The organism is Streptomyces sp. NPDC015242, assembly GCF_043079125.1.
Classification (GTDB): Bacteria; Actinomycetota; Actinomycetes; order Streptomycetales; family Streptomycetaceae; genus Streptomyces.
In genome coordinates this window covers 398,856-415,778 of the sequence record NZ_JBIBUF010000003.1, presented here as the reverse complement: position 1 = coordinate 415,778, position 16,923 = coordinate 398,856, and the positions used below count along the sequence as shown (strand labels likewise).

Here is a 16,923-nt window from a genome sequence, read left to right as displayed (position 1 = left end):
TCTCACAGGGGAGTGCGCATGCGCAAGGCGCTCAGATGGCTGCTGGCGCTCACGGTGCTCATAGGCACGTTGAGCACGGCCGGGGCGGCCACCGCCGCCGAGCCGGAGGCCGGCACCACTGACATCAAGGAGAGACTGCTCTCCGTACCGGGCATGAGCCTGGTCGAGGAGAAGCCGTACGCGGGTTACCGCTTCTTCGTCCTGAACTACACGCAGCCGATCGACCACCGCAGGCCGTCCCAGGGCACGTTCCAGCAGCGCATCACCGTGCTGCACAAGGACGTCGCCCGCCCGACGGTGTTCTTCACCAGCGGCTACAACGTCTCCACGTCGCCCCGCCGCAGCGAGCCCACGCAGATCGTGGACGGCAACCAGGTCTCCCTGGAGTACCGCTTCTTCACCCCGTCCCGGCCCCAGCCGGCCGACTGGTCGAAGCTGGACATCTGGCAGGCCGCCAGCGACCAGCACCGCGTCTTCAAGGCCCTGAAGGGCATCTACGGCCAGAAGTGGATCTCCACGGGCGGCTCGAAGGGCGGCATGACCGCCACCTACTACGAGCGCTTCTACCCGCGCGACATGGACGGCGTCGTCGCGTACGTCGCCCCCAACGACGTCGTGAACAAGGAGGACTCGGCCTACGACCGCTTCTTCGCCACCGTCGGCACCAAGGAGTGCCGCGACCGGCTGAACGCCGTGCAGCGCGAGGCGCTGGTGCGCCGCGAGCCGCTGGAGAGGAAGTACGCCGCCTTCGCCGAGGAGAACGGCCTCACCTTCACCACCATCGGCAGCCTGGACAAGGCCTACGAGGCGACCGTCCTGGACTACGTGTGGGGCTTCTGGCAGTACAGCGGCCTGTCCGACTGCGACCAGATCCCGGCCGACGCGAAGAACGCCACCGACGACGAGATCTGGACCTCCGTCGACACCATCTCCGGCTTCTCCGCCTACGCCGACCAGGGCCTGTCGAACTACACGCCGTACTACTACCAGGCCGGCACCCAGCTCGGCGCGCCGACGATCCACTTCCCGCACATCGAGAAGCAGTACATCCGCTACGGCTACCAGCCGCCGCGCAACTTCGTCCCGCGGGACATCCCGATGCGGTTCCAGCCGCAGGCGATGCGTGACGTCGACACCTGGGTGCGGCACAACGCGCGCCAGATGCTCTTCGTCAACGGCCAGAACGACCCGTGGAGCGCGGAACCGTTCCGTCTCGGCAAGGGCGCGAAGGACTCCTACGTCTTCACCGCCCCGGGCATGAACCACGGCGCCAACGTCGCGGGCCTCGTGCCCGAGCAGAAGGCGCTCGCCACCGCCCGCATCCTCGACTGGGCCGGTGTCGCCCCGAGCGCGGTGCAGGCCGACCCGCGGGCGGCCAAGCCGCTGGCGAAGTTCGACGCCAAGCTCGACAAGCGGGACGTGCAGCGGGAGATGACGCTGCGTCCGTGATCCCGGACGGTCCCCTGATCCCACGGATCCCGTGATCCCGCGGATCCCGTGATCCAACGGATTCCGTGACCACCGCGCCCGGCCGCCGTTCACAGCGGCCGGGCGCACCCCACGGGCCGGTCTCCGCCGAGGCGGACGTACAGGGCCGTCGAGCCGGGGCAGTCGGACCGGGTGGGGACCGCCCGCGTCACCTTGTACTGCGGGGCCCGCTCGCCCTCGCCGTCGCAGGCGGTCTCGCGGACCTGGCCGTCGCCGGAGCTGTAGACGCAGTCGCCGACGATGGTGCGCGGTCCGCCCCCGCCGCCCGGGTCGCCCGGGTGCGGCGGCTGGAGGTTGCGCATGCAGGCGTAACCCTGGGGCACCGCCCCGTCGCCGTCCTCGTCGGAGGAGGGCCGCTGCTCGCTGATGTGCAGTACGAAGTCGGTGGTCGCCGGGCAGCGGGGCCCGTCGCGGACCGTGCCGTCGTGCCGCGTCACCGCCCGGGCCGCCGCCCGTTCCCCCGCACACGGCACCTCGGTGAAGCTGGTCGTCCCGAAGGAACTGCACTCGCCGGCCGCCAGGAACACCGCCCCGTACCCGGACGGCCGCGCCGGCGCCGGCGACACCGTGGAGGTCCGGCCGGTCCCGGAGGCCGGCTCACCCGGCCGGCCGTCCCCGGCCAGGCCTCCCGACGGGCTCTGGCAGCCGGTCAGCAGCGCGCCGACCAGGACCAGCAGCCCGCACACCACCCCCGCCGCACTTCTCTCACGCATCGCCGACCCCCCGAGTACCCTCGCCCAGCGTGGCCCGCGCGGGCGGGCGCACGCCAGGCACGCGGGGCGGTTTGCGCACCTTGGGGGTGGTGCGTCCGTTCCATGACGTACGTCTAGTACGTCAGCCCGTGCCCGATCGGGTACAGAACCTGGTCCGGATCATCCGCCCGCTGCACCGGGACCGGCAGCCGCCCGACGGGCCTCGCCCGTCCCGCGATCACCCGGGCGGCGGCGCGCACTTCGACGTCGGTCCAGGAGTAGGCGGCCAGGACGGCCGGTACGGACGGCAGCCGGGCCACGTCGTAGGGGTTGCGGATCGCGACCGCCACGACCGGCCTGCCGGTCGCCACGAGCTGCTCGATCAGCGCCTGCTGGCCGCTGCCCGCGGTGACGTTGTACGTGGCGGCCACCACCGCGTCCACGTCCCGGGCCGCCGCGACCGCCCTCGCGATCGTCGCCGCGGAGGGGGCGGTGCCGGTCGGCAGGGCGGTGGCCGTGAAGCCCAGTTCCGCCAGCGCGCCCGCGAGGACGCCCGTGGGCGGACCGGTCGTGCCCGACGGGGAGGCCGGATCCGCCCCCACCACCAGCACCTTGGGGTACCGGCGCCGGGACAGCGGCAGCAACCGCCCCTCGTTGACGAGCAGCGTGGTGGTCCGCTCGGCGATCCGGTCGGCCGCCGCGAGGTGCCCCCGGGTCCCGACGGTCCGCTCGACGCCGTCCTGACGGACGTACGGCGCGCGGAACAGCCCCAGCTTCGCCTTCAGCCGCAGGATCCGCAGAACCGATTCGTCGAGCCGCGCCTCGGTCAGCTCACCCTCCCGTACGGCCGCCAGCACGGCGTTCCACGCGAGGTCCAGGTCGGGCGGGTTGAGCAGCTGGTCCACGCCCGCCTTGAGCGCGAGCACCGGCACGCGGCCGTCGCCGTACTTGGTGCGGACCCCCTCCATGCCCAGGGAGTCGGTGACCACGACGCCGTCGTAGCCGAGGCGTTCGCGCAGGATGCCGGTGAGGATCGGCCGGGAGAGGGTGGCCGGGTCGCCGGAGGGGTCCAGGGCCGGGACCATCAGGTGCGCGGTCATGATCGAGTCGATGCCGGCGGCGATGGCGGCCCGGAACGGCGGGGCGTCCAGCCGCTCCCACACCTCCCGGCTGTGCGTGATGGTGGGGAAGCCGGTGTGGCTGTCGACGTTGGTGTCCCCGTGCCCGGGGAAGTGCTTGGCGGTGGCGGCGACGCCCGATCCCTGGTACCCGGTGACCTCGGCGGCCACCAGCGCGGACACGGCCCGCGGGTCGGCGCCGAAGGACCGTACGCCGATGACCGGGTTGGCCGGGTTGACGTTCACGTCGGCGACGGGGGAGTAGTTCTGCCGGATGCCCATCGCGCGCAGTTCGGCGCCCGCGATCCGGCCCACGGCGCGGGCGTCCCGCCGGGAGCCGCCCGCGCCCAGGGCCATGGCGCCGGGGAAGAGGGTGGCGGGCTCGCCCACGCGGGCCACGATCCCGTGCTCCTGGTCGGTGGAGACGAGCACGGGCAGGCCGCGCGGCAGGCCCAGGGAGGCCCGCTGGATGCCGTTGGACAGGTCGGCGATCTGGTGCGGCTCGCGGGTGTTGTGCGCCCAGGCGAAGTAGATGATGCCGCCGACCCGGTACTTCGCGACGAGTTCGGCGGCCGTGCGGACACCGATCTCCTTGAGATTGGCGTCGATGTCGGCCTGGTCGGGGGCGGTGGCGGAGTGACCGTAGACCCGCATGACGAAGAGCTGTCCGACCTTCTCCTCCAGCGTCATGCGGGAGATGAGGGCGCGCAGCCCGGAGTCGTCCGGGGTGCCGGCCGCGGAGGCGGGGGCGGCGGCCGCGAGGGCGGCGGTGACGCCGGCGCCCGCGGCGAGGAGGGTGCGTCTGGAGGGCTGTGCGGTGCTTCCCGTGCTTGCCGTGCCGTCGTCGTGCACGTGCGCTCCTTCCGGAGGTGATCCGCTGGGATCCGCTGAAGGAAACTTCCAGGAGATCACCAATAACCGGGAAGTTTCTTCCGGTCAAGGGACAGCACAGTAACCACCGAGGGGCCGCCACCGGCGCGGTTGGAGGGGGACGCGCCGGTGGCGGCGGGGCCGCCGGCCGCGGTACGGCGGAGAGGGTGGTCAGCGATCGCAGCCAGCAGCGAGGGCCGACACCGCACCGCGGTGACTCTCCGGCGGCCTGCGATGGGACGGCCCGGGTCCGGCCCGGGTTCCCGATCCGGCCCCGATTCCGCCAAGTCGGGGCGGGGGAGGGGGCAGGGGCAGGCGGGGCGGACGAGCCGCGTCACGAGCGGCGCGCGCGGCCCTCGGTCTCCGGCTCCCGGGCCCGTCTCCTCCCCGGCGGGTGCCGTCGACGGCCGGACGCGTGGTGTGGGGGCCGCACATCCGCGGCGTGCGCGGCCCCCGGCCTACGGCTCCAGGGCCGGTCTCCTTCCCGGCGGGTGCCGCCGGGGAGGCCGGACGCGCGGCGGGGTGTGCCGCTCGGGCGCCGCCGCAACGGGTGGGCGGGATCAGCGGGGCGTGTGGGCCGAGGCCTTCGGCCACTGCCCGGTGAGGACCCGCACGGTCTCGGCGATGGCGGGCCGCCGGGCCGCCCCGGTCCGCCACAGCGCGTACAGCCGCCGTACCGGCATCGGGTCGAGGGCCACCTCCACCACGCCCGCGGGCAGCGGGCCGCGTCCCAGCCGCGGGATGAGGGCGACGCCCAGCCCGGCCGCGACGAGGGCGACGAGCGTGGGGTTCTCGTCGGCCTGGTGCACGATGTCCGGCTCGTGCCCGGCCGCCCGCAGGGTGCGCAGCAGCCAGTCGTGGCAGACCCGGCCCGGCGGCTGGCAGATCCAGCGCTCCCGGCCCAGTTCCTCGCGCCGCACCGCCTCCCGCCCGGCGAAGGGATGTCCCTCGGGCACGAGCAGATCGCACAGGTCGTCCCCGATGAGCGCCTGTTCCACCCCCGGAGGAGCGGGCAGGGGCGCGATGTCCCAGTCGTGCGCGACGGCGAGGTCGACGGCACCCTTCGCCACCAGGTCGACGGACAGATGCGGGTCCACCTCGGTGAGCCGCGCGTCCAGGGCCGGGTGCCTGCGGCCCAGCTCGGCCAGGACGCCCGGCATCAGCCCGCGCGCCGCCGAGGCGAACGCGGCGACGGTGAGCCGTCCTGCCGGCAGCCCCCGCCGCTCCTCCAGCGCGGTCTCCGCCCGCTCCACGATGGCCAGCAACTCCTGTGCGGTGGCGGCGAGTTGACGAGCCTCGTCGGTGAGCCGGACACCCCGGCCCTCACGCTCGAGCAGCACGGTCCGGGTCTCCCGCTCCAGCTTGGCGATCTGCTGGGACACGGCGGAGGGCGTGTACCCGAGCGCGACGGCGGCGGCGCCCACGGTGCCGTGCACGGAGACGGCGTGCAGGGCGCGCAGCCGCTGGAGATCGAGCATCGGCCCTCCCACTCTGCTTAGCGATGCTTCATCCAACCATGCAGGAATCATCGCTGGTGCTTCATGATGCGGGACCGCGATGCTCGGGGCATGCGCCCCGCACACCTCACTCTCGCCGTCCTGGTCGCCGCCGTCTGGGGCGTCAACTTCACCGTCATCGAGATCGGCCTCGACCACTTCCCGCCGCTGCTGTTCTCCGCCCTGCGCTTCCTCGCGGCGGCGCTCCCGGCGGTGTTCTTCGTCGGCCGCCCGAAGGTGGCCTGGAAGTGGATCGTGGCCGTGGGTCTCGTCCTGGGCGTGGCGAAGTTCGGCCTGCTGTTCGTGGGCATGGACGCCGGGATGCCGGCGGGCCTGTCCTCCTTGGTTCTGCAGATCCAGGCGGTCTTCACCGCGGCCGTCGCCGCCCTGGCCCTGGGCGAACGCCCCTCCCGCGTCCGTCTGCTGGGCATGCTGGTCGCCCTGTCCGGCATCGCCGTGGCGGCCGTGGACGAGGGCGCCTCGGGCCCGCTGGGCGCCTTCGCGCTGGTCGTGGCGGCGGCGGCCTGCTGGGGCGCGTCGAACGTCCTCACCCGCAGGGCCGCCCCCGCCGACTCCCTGAACTTCATGGTCTGGGTGAGCACGGTCCCGGTCCTGCCCCTGCTGGCCCTCTCCCTGCTGGTCGAGGGCCCCGACCGTGACCTGGCGGCCCTGCGCGCGCTGGACTGGCAGGGCGTGGGCACCGTCGTCTACGTCGCCTGGATCACGACCGTCTTCGGCTTCGGCGTCTGGGGCTTCCTGCTGCGCCACCACCCGGCCTCCACGGTGGCGCCGTTCTCCCTGCTCGTGCCGGTCTTCGGCATGTCGTCGGCGGCGTTGTTCCTGGGCGAGGAGGTGAGCCCGCTGCGGTGGTGCGCCGCTGCCCTGCTGGTGGGCGGAGTGGCGCTGACGTCCCTCCCGTCGCGCCGCACCCCGCCCACCCCGGCCACCGGCCCTGCCCCCTCCACCCCGGCCACGGGACCCATCCCCTCCACCCCGGCCACCGGGCCCGCCGCATCCGGCGCGGTCCCGCGGCCGGCGGCGGATCAGCGGGTGTGCTCGGTGAACCTCGCCGCCGTCTCGGCCAGCACCTCCCGCCCGTCCCGCGCCCACAGGCCGTCGTTGAAAAGCTCGACCTCGATCGGCCCGGAGTAACCGGCGTCCTCCACGTACCCCTGCCACGCGCGCATGTCGATCGCGCCGTCGCCGATCTGCCCGCGCCCGGTCAGTACGCCCTCCGGGAGCGGGGTCGTCCAGTCGGCGAGCTGGAAGGTGTGGATACGGCCGCCCCGGCCCGCGCGGGCGATCTGCGCGGGGGCGGTGTCGTCCCACCAGATGTGGTACGTGTCCACCGTGACGCCCACCTGCCGCGCCGGGAAGCGTTCCGCCAGGTCCAGGGCCTGGGCCAGCGTGGACACCACGCAGCGGTCGGAGGCGAACATCGGGTGCAGCGGCTCGATCGCCAGCCGGACGCCGTGCCGCTCGGCGTACGGGCCCAGCTCCGCCAAGGCGTCCGCGATGCGCTCGCGCGCCCCGTGCAGGTCCTTCGAGCCCGCCGGTAGCCCGCCCGAGACCAGGACCAGGGTGTCCGTGCCGAGCGTCGCCGCCTCGTCGACCGCCCGGCGGTTGTCGGCCAGCGCCCCGGCCCGCTCCCGCGGGTCGATCGCGGTGAGGAACCCGCCCCGGCACAACGTTGTCACCGTCAGGCCCGCGTCCCGGACCAGCTTCGCCGTGGCCTCCAGGCCGTGTGCCTGCACCGGCTCGCGCCACAGGCCGACGTGGCCCACGCCCAGTTCGCCGCAGGCCTCGACCAGTTCCGGCAGTGACAGCTGCTTCACCGTCATCTGGTTGATGGAGAAACGGTCCAGCCCGGATGCGCTCACTGCTCCACCCCGTACACCCTCAGCAACGTCCTCATCCGCTCCTCGGCCAGCCTCGGGTCCGGGAACAGCCCCAGTGCGTCGGCCAGTTCGTACGCCGTGGCGAGGTGCGGCAGCGACCGGGCCGACTGCAGGCCACCGACCATGGTGAAGTGCGTCTGGTGCCCGGCCAGCCAGGCCAGGAACACCACCCCGGTCTTGTAGAAGCGGGTCGGGGCCCGGAAGAGGTGGCGGGAGAGCCCGACCGTGGGGTCGAGCAGCGCCCGGAAGCCCCGCACGTCACCCGTGTCCAGGACCCGGACCGCCTCGGCGGCGAGCGGGCCCAGCGGGTCGAAGATGCCGAGCAGGGCGTGGCTGTAGCCCTGGTCGTCGCCCGCGATCAGCTCCGGGTAGTTGAAGTCGTCCCCGGTGTAGCAGCGCACGCCCTTCGGGAGGCGGCGGCGGATGCCGATCTCCCGCTCCGCGTCCAGCAGGGAGACCTTGATGCCGTCGACCTTGTCGGGGTGCGCGGCGATGACGTCCAGGAAGGTCCGGGTGGCGGCGTCCAGGTCCGTGGTCCCCCAGTAGCCCTCCAGCGCCGGGTCGAACATCGGGCCGAGCCAGTGCAGGATCACCGGCTCGGACGCCTGCCGCAGCAGATGCCCGTAGACCTCCAGGTAGTCCTCCGGGCCCTTGGCGACCGCGGCCAGCGCCCGCGAGGCCATCAGGATCGCCTGCGCGCCGGACTCCTCCACGAGGGCGAGCTGCTCCTCGTAGGCGGCCCGGATCTCCGCCAGGCCGTACGGGTGGCCGAACTCGGTGGCCGGCAGCTGGTCGGTGCCCACGCCGCAGGCGATCCGGCCGCCGGCCGACTTCGCCTCGGCCGCCGAGCGGCGGATCAGCTCCGCCGCGCCCGCCCAGTCCAGGCCCATGCCGCGCTGGGCGGTGTCCATGGCCTCGGCGACGCCGAGACCGTGCGACCACAGGTGGCGGCGGAAGGCGAGGGTGGCGTCCCAGTCGACGGCGGCGGGCGAGCCGGGGGAGACGTCCGCGTACGGATCGGCCACGACGTGCGCCGCCGAGAAGACCGTGCGGGAGGTGAAGGGCGTGCCGGGGGTCACGGCGAGCGGCTCGGTGCGAGGCTCGTAGACGCGCAGCGCCCCGCCCGGTCCGGGGAGTCGGATGGTCACAGCGAGATCTCCGGAACGTCGAGACGGCGGCCCTCGGCCGAGGACTTCAGGCCCAGCTCGGCCAGCTGCACACCGCGGGCACCGGCCAGCAGGTCCCAGTGGTAGGGGGCGTCGGCGTAGACGTGCTTGAGGAACAGCTCCCACTGCGCCTTGAAGCCGTTGTCGAACTCGGTGTTGTCCGGGACCTCCTGCCACTGGTCGCGGAAGACCTCGGTGGCGGGGATGTCCGGGTTCCACACCGGCTTGGGCGTGGCGGAGCGGTGCTGGACACGGCAGTTGCGCAGGCCCGCCACGGCCGAGCCCTCGGTGCCGTCGACCTGGAACTCGACCAGCTCGTCGCGGTTGACGCGCACGGCCCAGGAGGAGTTGATCTGGGCGATCGCGCCGCCCTCCAGTTCGAAGATGCCGTAGGCGGCGTCGTCGGCGGTGGCGTCGTAGGGCTTGCCGTTCTCGTCCCAGCGCTGCGGGATGTGCGTGGTGGCGATGGCCTGGACCGACTTCACCCGGCCGAACAGCTCGTGCAGCACGTACTCCCAGTGCGGGAACATGTCGACGACGATGCCGCCGCCGTCCTCCGCGCGGTAGTTCCAGGACGGGCGCTGCGCGGCCTGCCAGTCGCCCTCGAAGACCCAGTAGCCGAACTCGCCGCGCACGGACAGGATCCGGCCGAAGAAGCCGCCGTCGATCAGGCGCTTCAGCTTGAGCAGGCCCGGCAGGAAGAGCTTGTCCTGGACGACGCCGTGCCGGACGCCGGCCTCGTTCGCCAGCCGGGCGAGGTCGAGGGCGCCCTCCAGGCCGGTCGCCGTGGGCTTCTCGGTGTAGATGTGCTTGCCCGCCGCCACGGCCTTCTTGATGGCCTCCTCGCGGGCCGAGGTGACCTGGGCGTCGAAGTAGATGTCCACCGTCTCGTCGGCGAGGACCGCGTCCAGGTCGGTCGAGACGTGCTCCAGACCGTGCCGCTCGGCCAGGGTCCGCAGCGCGTGCTCCCGGCGGCCGACCAGCACCGGCTCGGGCCACAGCACGGTGCCGTCGCCGAGGTCGAGTCCGCCCTGCTCACGGAGGGCGAGGATGGAGCGGACCAGGTGCTGGCGGTAGCCCATGCGCCCGGTCACGCCGTTCATGGCGATACGCACCGTCTTGCGTGTCACGTCGTTCCCTTCGTACGCGGTCGTCGCGCCGCGTACGCCCCACCCGTCACCGGGGAGCCGGTGAACCGTCCGTGGACTGGTGAACGTGACAGCAAGCGCTTTCTATCCAGGAAGAAGCTAGCCTCTGACGGCGGTCCGGACAAGACCGTGACCAGGACGAGTTGTTCGAGGGGGCGAACAACCCGGGGTCCGGGGCTAAGGTCTGCTCGGAACCACGGCCACGGGCCTGGGTGTGTACGAGGGCGGACGACGAGATGCGCGACCGGAGGACGACGAGATGACGGTGACCCTGGCGGACGTGGCGGCCCGCGCGCAGGTCTCGCCCGCGACGGTGTCGCGCGTGCTGAACGGCAACTACCCCGTGGCCGCCTCCACCCGCGAGCGGGTGCTCAAGGCCGTCGACGAGCTGGACTACGTGCTCAACGGGCCGGCCAGCGCCCTGGCCGCCGCCACCTCCGACCTGGTCGGGATCCTGGTGAACGACATCGCCGACCCGTTCTTCGGGATCATGGCGAGCGCCATCCAGGCCGAGATCGGCGGGCCGGGCGGGCGCGCGGGCGGAGAGCGGCTCGCGGTGGTCTGCAACACGGGCGGCTCCCCGGAGCGCGAGCTGACCTACCTCACGCTGCTGCAGCGGCAGCGGGCCGCGGCCGTGGTGCTGACCGGCGGGGCCATCGAGGACGCGGCGCACCGGGCCGCGATGGACGCGAAGGTGCGCAAGCTGACGGACGCCGGGACGCGGGTCGTGCTGTGCGGTCGCCCGCCGGCGCCGGACACCGGGGCCATCGCGCTCACCTTCGACAACCGCGGCGGCGGGCAGGAACTCACCGAGCACCTGATCGGGCTCGGCCACCGGCGGCTCGGCTACATCGCGGGCCCCGAGGAGCGGACCACCACCCGGCACCGGCTGGAGGGCCACCGGGCCGCCCTGGCCGCCCACGGCATCGAGGAGGACCCCCGCTGGACGGTCCACGGCCGCTACGACCGCCGCTCCGGCTACGAGGCGACCCTGGAGCTGCTGCGCCGGGACCCGTCGCTGACGGCGGTGGTCGCGGCGAACGACTCGGTCGCGCTCGGCGCGTGCGCGGCCCTGCGGGACTCCGGGCTGCGGATCCCGGAGGACGTGTCGGTGGCGGGCTTCGACGACCTGCCGTTCAGCATCGACGCGGTGCCCTCGCTCACCACGGTGCGCCTGCCGCTGGCGGAGGCCGGGGCCAGGGCCGGGCGGATCGCGATGGGACGCGAGGAGGCGCCGCCCGGGGGGATCGCCTCGGTGCGCGGGGAGTTGATGGTGCGGGGGTCCAGCGGGGCGCCGCGCACTTCTTGAGACGCTGCGGCCTGTGGGGGCCGGGCGTGGCCGCCCTGGTCGTGCCGGGGCGGGATGTGCGCGGTTGGCCGGCCAGGCATGGACGTCGGTGTCGGCATGGACGTCGGTGTCGGCGTCGGTGTCGGTGTCAGCGGGGAACGGGTCGGAGGGGATACGGCATGGCCGGGACAGGGGACGGCGGGCAGGACGGACGCCGTTCGGATACCGGCGGCCCCGGGGAAGCCGCGAGCATCCGCCGCTTCTGGGAGCGGCTCGGGATCCCCGGGCTCGTCGACGTGCACACGCACTTCATGCCCGAGCGGGTGCTGCGCAAGGTCTGGGAGTACTTCGACGCCAACGGCCCGCTGATCGGCGGACTGGAGTGGCCGATCACGTACCGGAAGGCAGAGTCGGAACGGGCGGCCCTGCTGCGGGAGTTCGGTGTCCGGGCCTTCACCTCGATGCTGTACCCGCACAAGCCCGGCATGGCGGCGTGGCTGAACGGCTGGGCGGCCGGCTTCGCCCGACGCACCCCCGACTGCCTGCACACCGCCACCCTCTTCCCCGAGCCGGGCGTCGAGACGTACGTGCGCGAGGCCGTCGAAGCGGGCGCGCGGGTGTTCAAGGCGCATGTGCAGGTCGGCGACTACGACCCGGCCGACGACCTGCTCCGGCCGGCCTGGGGCGTGCTGGCCGAGGCCGGCGTCCCGGTGGTGATCCACTGCGGGTCCGGGCCCGCCCCCGGCAAGCACACCGGCCCCGAGCCCGTCGCACGGGTGCTGGCGCGCCACCCCGGACTCCGGCTGATCGTCGCCCATATGGGCATGCCCGAGTACGAGGAGTTCCTGGACCTCGCCGAGCGCCACGACCAGGTCCGGCTGGACACGACCATGGCGTTCACCGACTTCACCGAGGGGTTCATGCCGTACCCGCGCCGGGCCCTGCCCCGCTTCGCCGCCCTCGGCGACCGCATCCTGCTCGGCTCCGACTTCCCCAACATCCCCTATCCGTACCTGCACCAGCTCCACGCCCTGGAACGGCTGGGCCTGGGCGAGGAGTGGCTGCGGGCGGTGTGCCACGACAACGCGGCGGAGCTGTTCGGGCTGGAGACGTCTTGAGGAGGGTGGCACTATGCGCGCCTAGGCCGGCGGCCACCGGCCGGCCGGGCACCCCGCGGGGCGTCCCTCAGTCGAAGAGGGCGATCAGGCCGTTCACCCAGATCGCCACGAACGCGAGGGCGGCGATCAGGCAGCCGGCGCCCGCCAGCACACTGCCGACGGTCCACGGCTCGGGCGGTGCCTCCTCGCGGTCCTTCTCCAGGCTCTTCTCGTAGGAGGCGGGATCGTCCCAGTCGACGGCGTGCCCCAGTTCCCCGGCGCAGGCGGTTCGCACGGCGGCCAGCTGCTTGCGCGCGAACGCGGTGCCTGCCGTCTCCTCGGGGCCGCGCCAGGCGAGGGCCTTCATCCGCCACCCGGGCGCGGCGTACCGTGCCTCGAAGGCGGCCGTCTCGTCGGCGTCGCGGTCCTCGTCGAGATACGACCAGCGCCCCGCCTCGGCGGCGTCGCCGTAGAGGCGGTACACCTCCGCCAGACGCCGACGGAGCGTCAGGTCCTGTGGGAAGGACGAGACAAGGCCGCGCAGACGCTGGCGCGCCAGGGGGATCCGGCCGGCGGCAAGGTCCGCGTCGACCTGGGCGAGTGTCTCTCTCACGGGCATGGACTCATGATCGGACACCGCGCCGCTCGCCGGCGACCTGCTTTCCCGGCCGCGGTGCAGCCGGACCCGCAGGTCGGCGGTGTCCGTGCGGGACGCGTGGGCGAGCTCGTGCAGGACGCGGGACTCGGTGAGGGGGTAGCGGGCGCCGACCACGAGGCCCTGGTCGCCCGGATCGTCGCCGACTACGCCGAGAACACGACCCCCGCCGGGAGCGGACCTGGATCGCCGAGCTGGACGGCCGTCCGGTCGGCTGCGTGATGTGCGTCCGGGACGACGTGCCCGGCGCGGCCCGCCGCGTCTACCGGCGGCACGGCTTCGTCCTGGTCGCGGAGCAGCCGCACCGCTCCTTCGGGCAGGACCTGACCGGCCAGGACCGGCGACTGGATCTTCACGCAACACCCGGGGGGCGGAAGGGAGTCACCGACGGGGGTGCCAGGTAGGGTCCGTCCACATGAAGCTGGCGTTCTCCACCCTCGGTGTCCCCGGCCTGCCCCTGTCCGACGTGCTGCGGCTCGCCACCACCCACGGCTATCACGGAGTGGAACTGCGCACCCACCCCGAGGAACCGGTCCACCCCGGCCTCGACGCGGCCCGGCGGGCCGAGGTGGCGGCCGAGTTCAAGAGCTCGGGCGTAGAGCTCCTCGGCCTCGCGGGCTACGCGCGGGTCGCCGCGCCCGGCGACGACGAGCCCGTCCTGGCCGAGCTCCGTGCCCTCCTCGACCTGGCCCGCGACCTGGGCGCCCCGTACGTCCGCGTCCTCCCCGGCGGCGATCCCGACGCCCAGACCCCCGACGAGGCCGACGCGACGGCCGCCCGTCGCCTGGGCACGGCCGCCGAGTACGCGAACGACCTCGGCGTCCGCATCCTTTTGGAAACCCACGACTCCCACCGCACCGCGGCCGACGCCATGCGCGTCCTCGGCCTCGTCGGCCACCGCCAGGTCGGCGCGCTCTGGGACGTGATGCACACCTGGCTCGGCGGCGAACAGCCCTCCGAGTCCTACGCGGCCCTCTCCCCGCACCTCGGCTACGTCCAGGTCAAGGACATCGCCTCGCCCGAGGACACCACCCCCCTGCCTCTGGGCGAGGGCGTCCTGCCGCTGGCCGAGTGCGTCGAGATCCTCTCCCGCAACGGCTGGGACGGCTGGCTGTGCTGGGAGTACGAGAAGCGCTGGTACGAGGGCGCGGCCCCGCTGCCGGACCTGCTCGGCCCCGGCCGCGCACACCTGAGCAGGCTGCTGAACGAGTCGGCGTAGCACCGGCGCCGGCGAGGGCGCCGGGCACGGACGTGTGCCGCGTGTGAACGCGTGCGGTTCCGTGCTCACTTGTACGGCGCTCCGCAGGACCCTCCCCCCGGCGGTCCCCACGGCCCACGGGACCGCCGTGCTTCCATGCCCGCTCGCCCCGTCCCGGCGTGAACCCACCGCTGCACCGTGCAGATGCACGGTGCACACGGGTCGCGCCCGGCCGGGCCCGATTGTCAGTGCCGTCCTGTACGATTCCCGGCCGCGTATGGGACCTACCGGTTACGCATCGGTAGACCGGGACGATCAGGGCATCTACGCGTGCGAACCGGTGTGCACCGCATCACTGCCCCGTGTGTGATGCGTGCCACTTTCACATGTGCACGATTTTCTGAGCTGGCCGAACGCCCGATTCCGCGCCGCCATGCGAAAGGCCGCTTCCGTCTCAACATGCCGTCGGGTCTCGCATCCGCCTGGTGCGCAGGGCAAGATGGGCGCAGCGCCGTGTCAACAACTGTCAACACGGGGCGATCTTGGTGAACGCGCGCTCGGCGCGCGGGCAACTGAAGAGAGCCCCATCTCCGGTCGCTGCCAAGCTGCAGAGATGAGGCCCTCCGGCATCACCAGAACGGGCGGGACCCCGGCCGCGAGGCCGGGGTTCTTCCTCTAATGGCCCAGGGCCTCCCTGACGATCTTGTAGATCGTGTAGATCGGACCCAGCCAGCGGACCTTGTTGTAGACACGGTCCGCCTTGGTGTTCTGATGCCCCTCAGGCTGTGGCGCCATCGGGCCGCCCCCTTTCCGGTCCACGTTCGTGAACCCCGCGGGGACGCCCACGACGTGTCGAGGACCCTCCGGGGAGCGGTGGTAGCCCCACACAGTACCGGGCACCACAGGCAACCACGGTCCCCGCAAGTCACCCTCGCGGGCTGCCGGAGCCGGACGGCGATGGCACGGTGTGACGCGTCCGCGCGGCCGTCTTGCCACACTTGTGGCGATCAGCGCAACAGCCAGCGGCTTCGGCCGAGTCGGAGAGGGAACGGGGTGTCAGTTCCCGGTCCCGGGGTCGCGCAAATCACACTGCCCGGGGTGATGGAGCGTGCGACGAAATCCGTAGCCGGTGTCACGGATCGCCTCCGTTCACGCGGCTCCGGTCGCTCAACCGGCCGCGGCGGCACACCGATTGCCCAACTCCGTTCACGGAGCGGTCCGGAAGCGTCCGGACCGGACGTCCCGCACCCGCTGTGCCTCCGGCGGAACCGGGCGAGAAAAATCTTCCTTCGTCGTGCAACCCTTCCCGCCCCTCGCGGGTCGTACTCGGTGTCAGGACTTCTGGAGGGGGATCCGGGGGGATCGCGGGGGACCTGACGGGGGGAAAGGCCGAGGGGCCCGATCGACGGATCGGGCCCCTCGAAACCGTTCACGGGCCCCGGGCGCCGAAGGGACCGGAGCGGGTGCCGGAAGGACCGGGGCCGGTGTCAGAAGAAGACGCCGCAGCGCAGCAGCACGTTCGCGTACGGCCGGGCCTCGCCCGTGCGGACGATCAGCCGCGCCCCGGCCGACAGCTCCTTGAGCCGCTCGTGCGGGACGAGTTCCAGCGCAGGGAAGTGGCCGTCCAGCAGCCGCGCCGTCTCCGGGTTGGCCCGCCGGACCTCCTCCGCCGCCGTCGCCCCCTCGACCACCAGCTCGGCCAGCAGCCCGTCCAGCACCTCCGCGAACGCCGGCACCCCGGCGCGGAACGCCAGGTCCACCACCCGCGGCCCGTCGGGGATCGGCATGCCCGCGTCGCACACCAGGACCCCGTCCCCGTGGCCGAGCCGGGCCAGCGCGCCGGCGAGATGGCGGTTCAGTATTCCGGCCTTCTTCACAGCTCAGCGACCTCCGCCGCCGTCGGGAAGGACGCCTGCGCGCCCTCTCGGGTCACCGTCACCGCGCCCACCCGCGCCGCGTACGCGGCGGCCTCGGCCAGGGACTCACCCGCCCCCAGCCGCCAGGCCAGCGCGGCCGTGAAGGCGTCCCCGGCGCCGGTCGTGTCCACGGCCGCCACCTTCACGGAGGCGACCCGCTCGACCCCCCGGGCCGACGCCACCAGCGCCCCCTCGGCGCCCAGCGTCACCACCACCGACCGCGGGCCCTTCGCGAGCAGGATCCGCGCCCAGTCCTCGGGGGAGTCCCCGACGGCCGAGCCGCCCAGGATCACCTTCGCCTCGTGCTCGTTCACGATCAGCGGGTCGCAGGCCGCGAGCACCTCCGGCGGCAGCGGCCGCGGCGGCGACGGGTTCAGCACGAAACGGCTGCCCGGCGCCAGGCTCCGCACGACCTCGACCACCGTCTCCAGCGGGATCTCCAGCTGCGCCGACACCACCTTGGAGCCCTGGAACAGGCACGCGGCGGCGCTCACGTCCTGCGGGGTCAGCCGGCCGTTGGCGCCCGGCGAGACCACGATGCTGTTGTCCCCGGACGGATCGACCGTGATCAGCGCGACCCCGGTCGGCGCGCCGCCCACCAGGACCCCCACCGTGTCGACCCCGGCTTCCCGCTGCGAGTCCAGCAGCAGCCGGCCGTGGTCGTCGTCGCCGACCCGGGCCAGCAGCGCCGTACGGGCGCCGAGCCGGGCGGCGGCGACCGCCTGGTTCGCGCCCTTGCCGCCCGGATGGACGGCCAGGTCGGAGCCGAGCACGGTCTCGCCGGCATCGGGCCGGCGCTCCACTCCGATGACCAGGTCGGCGTTGGCCGACCCCACGACCAGGAGGTCGTAGTCGTACATGCGTCGTCTCCCCACGTGAGTGACATGGACGGG

Annotated in this window: 15 protein-coding genes; 5 read left to right on the top strand and 10 right to left on the bottom strand. The window is 73.3% G+C overall.

Annotated features, from left to right (window positions below):
* Positions 1-18 precede the first annotated feature (18 nt).
* Positions 19-1,449, top strand: coding sequence for a S28 family serine protease (locus ACF07N_RS13380; RefSeq protein WP_392111883.1), 1,431 nt, complete (start codon positions 19-21; stop codon positions 1,447-1,449).
* 89 nt (positions 1,450-1,538) lie between these two features.
* Here ACF07N_RS13380 and ACF07N_RS13375 read toward each other — a convergent pair whose 3' ends face one another.
* The 3 genes from ACF07N_RS13375 to ACF07N_RS13365 form a co-directional block, all read right to left on the bottom strand.
* Entirely contained in the window at positions 1,539-2,201 is a 663-nt protein-coding gene (locus ACF07N_RS13375) for a hypothetical protein (protein WP_392111880.1), read from the bottom strand.
* A gap of 113 nt (positions 2,202-2,314) precedes the next feature.
* Positions 2,315-4,150 carry a glycoside hydrolase family 3 protein gene (locus tag ACF07N_RS13370; RefSeq protein WP_392111878.1) on the bottom strand — a complete coding sequence of 612 codons (1,836 nt, stop codon included), beginning with the start codon at positions 4,148-4,150 and terminating at the stop codon, positions 2,315-2,317.
* 578 nt (positions 4,151-4,728) lie between these two features.
* The gene (locus ACF07N_RS13365) at positions 4,729-5,646 is read right to left on the bottom strand and encodes a LysR family transcriptional regulator (protein ID WP_392111875.1); all 918 of its coding nucleotides are present in this window, start codon (positions 5,644-5,646) and stop codon (positions 4,729-4,731) included.
* 90 nt (positions 5,647-5,736) lie between these two features.
* On the opposite strand from ACF07N_RS13365, the gene ACF07N_RS13360 reads away from it, so the two are divergent.
* Positions 5,737-6,816, top strand: coding sequence for an EamA family transporter (locus tag ACF07N_RS13360; protein ID WP_392111872.1), 1,080 nt, complete (start codon positions 5,737-5,739; stop codon positions 6,814-6,816).
* Here ACF07N_RS13360 and ACF07N_RS13355 read toward each other — a convergent pair.
* Genes ACF07N_RS13355 through ACF07N_RS13345 form a run of 3 tightly spaced genes read right to left on the bottom strand, consistent with a single transcriptional unit; the run spans position 6,708 to position 9,858 of the window.
* Entirely contained in the window at positions 6,708-7,505 is a 798-nt protein-coding gene (locus ACF07N_RS13355) for a sugar phosphate isomerase/epimerase family protein (protein WP_392112412.1), read from the bottom strand. The two genes, ACF07N_RS13360 and ACF07N_RS13355, sit on opposite strands and share 109 nt — an antisense overlap.
* A 35-nt stretch (positions 7,506-7,540) precedes the next feature.
* Complete coding sequence (locus tag ACF07N_RS13350) at positions 7,541-8,710, bottom strand: dihydrodipicolinate synthase family protein (RefSeq protein WP_392111869.1); 1,170 nt, start codon at positions 8,708-8,710, stop codon at positions 7,541-7,543.
* The gene (locus ACF07N_RS13345; protein ID WP_392111866.1) at positions 8,707-9,858 is read right to left on the bottom strand and encodes a Gfo/Idh/MocA family protein; all 1,152 of its coding nucleotides are present in this window, start codon (positions 9,856-9,858) and stop codon (positions 8,707-8,709) included. Before ACF07N_RS13345 ends, ACF07N_RS13350 begins: the two co-directional genes overlap by 4 nt.
* 277 nt (positions 9,859-10,135) lie before the next feature.
* Between ACF07N_RS13345 and ACF07N_RS13340 the strand changes: the two genes are divergently transcribed.
* Positions 10,136-11,185 (top strand): LacI family DNA-binding transcriptional regulator, encoded by a 1,050-nt coding sequence (locus ACF07N_RS13340; RefSeq protein WP_383339724.1) that lies wholly within the window; start codon positions 10,136-10,138, stop codon positions 11,183-11,185.
* A gap of 158 nt (positions 11,186-11,343) precedes the next feature.
* On the top strand, positions 11,344-12,282 hold the full coding sequence (locus ACF07N_RS13335; protein ID WP_392111863.1) for an amidohydrolase family protein: 939 nt from the start codon (positions 11,344-11,346) through the stop codon (positions 12,280-12,282).
* 67 nt (positions 12,283-12,349) lie between these two features.
* Here ACF07N_RS13335 and ACF07N_RS13330 read toward each other — a convergent pair whose 3' ends face one another.
* Complete coding sequence (locus ACF07N_RS13330) at positions 12,350-12,880, bottom strand: DUF6584 family protein (RefSeq protein ID WP_392111860.1); 531 nt, start codon at positions 12,878-12,880, stop codon at positions 12,350-12,352.
* Positions 12,881-13,062: 182 nt separating this feature from the next.
* Positions 13,063-13,272 carry a hypothetical protein gene (locus ACF07N_RS13325; protein ID WP_392111857.1) on the bottom strand — a complete coding sequence of 70 codons (210 nt, stop codon included), beginning with the start codon at positions 13,270-13,272 and terminating at the stop codon, positions 13,063-13,065.
* A gap of 59 nt (positions 13,273-13,331) precedes the next feature.
* On the opposite strand from ACF07N_RS13325, the gene ACF07N_RS13320 reads away from it, so the two are divergent.
* A complete protein-coding gene (locus tag ACF07N_RS13320) occupies positions 13,332-14,135 on the top strand; it encodes a sugar phosphate isomerase/epimerase family protein (RefSeq protein ID WP_383328151.1) in 804 nt (267 codons plus the stop codon).
* A gap of 1,466 nt (positions 14,136-15,601) precedes the next feature.
* On the opposite strand, the gene rbsD is transcribed toward ACF07N_RS13320, so the two are convergent.
* Positions 15,602-15,991: a D-ribose pyranase gene (gene rbsD, locus ACF07N_RS13315; protein ID WP_383339730.1), complete on the bottom strand. Its 390-nt coding sequence runs from the start codon at positions 15,989-15,991 to the stop codon at positions 15,602-15,604.
* Positions 15,988-16,890, bottom strand: coding sequence for a ribokinase (locus tag ACF07N_RS13310; protein ID WP_392111853.1), 903 nt, complete (start codon positions 16,888-16,890; stop codon positions 15,988-15,990). The genes rbsD and ACF07N_RS13310 overlap by 4 nt, the downstream gene beginning before the upstream one ends.
* Positions 16,891-16,923: the final 33 nt, after the last annotated feature.

Excerpts from the sequence above, each read along its gene's own strand:
- ACF07N_RS13330 (WP_392111860.1), bottom strand. The coding sequence starts at position 12,880 with ATGCCCGTGAGAGAGACACTCGCCCAGGTCGACGCGGACCTTGCCGCC.
- ACF07N_RS13335 (WP_392111863.1), top strand. The coding sequence starts at position 11,344 with ATGGCCGGGACAGGGGACGGCGGGCAGGACGGACGCCGTTCGGATACC.
- ACF07N_RS13320 (WP_383328151.1), top strand. The coding sequence starts at position 13,332 with ATGAAGCTGGCGTTCTCCACCCTCGGTGTCCCCGGCCTGCCCCTGTCC.
- ACF07N_RS13380 (WP_392111883.1), top strand. The coding sequence starts at position 19 with ATGCGCAAGGCGCTCAGATGGCTGCTGGCGCTCACGGTGCTCATAGGC.
- ACF07N_RS13310 (WP_392111853.1), bottom strand. The coding sequence starts at position 16,890 with ATGTACGACTACGACCTCCTGGTCGTGGGGTCGGCCAACGCCGACCTG.
- ACF07N_RS13340 (WP_383339724.1), top strand. The coding sequence starts at position 10,136 with ATGACGGTGACCCTGGCGGACGTGGCGGCCCGCGCGCAGGTCTCGCCC.
- ACF07N_RS13375 (WP_392111880.1), bottom strand. The coding sequence starts at position 2,201 with ATGCGTGAGAGAAGTGCGGCGGGGGTGGTGTGCGGGCTGCTGGTCCTG.
- ACF07N_RS13355 (WP_392112412.1), bottom strand. The coding sequence starts at position 7,505 with ATGACGGTGAAGCAGCTGTCACTGCCGGAACTGGTCGAGGCCTGCGGC.
- ACF07N_RS13360 (WP_392111872.1), top strand. The coding sequence starts at position 5,737 with ATGCGCCCCGCACACCTCACTCTCGCCGTCCTGGTCGCCGCCGTCTGG.
- ACF07N_RS13365 (WP_392111875.1), bottom strand. The coding sequence starts at position 5,646 with ATGCTCGATCTCCAGCGGCTGCGCGCCCTGCACGCCGTCTCCGTGCAC.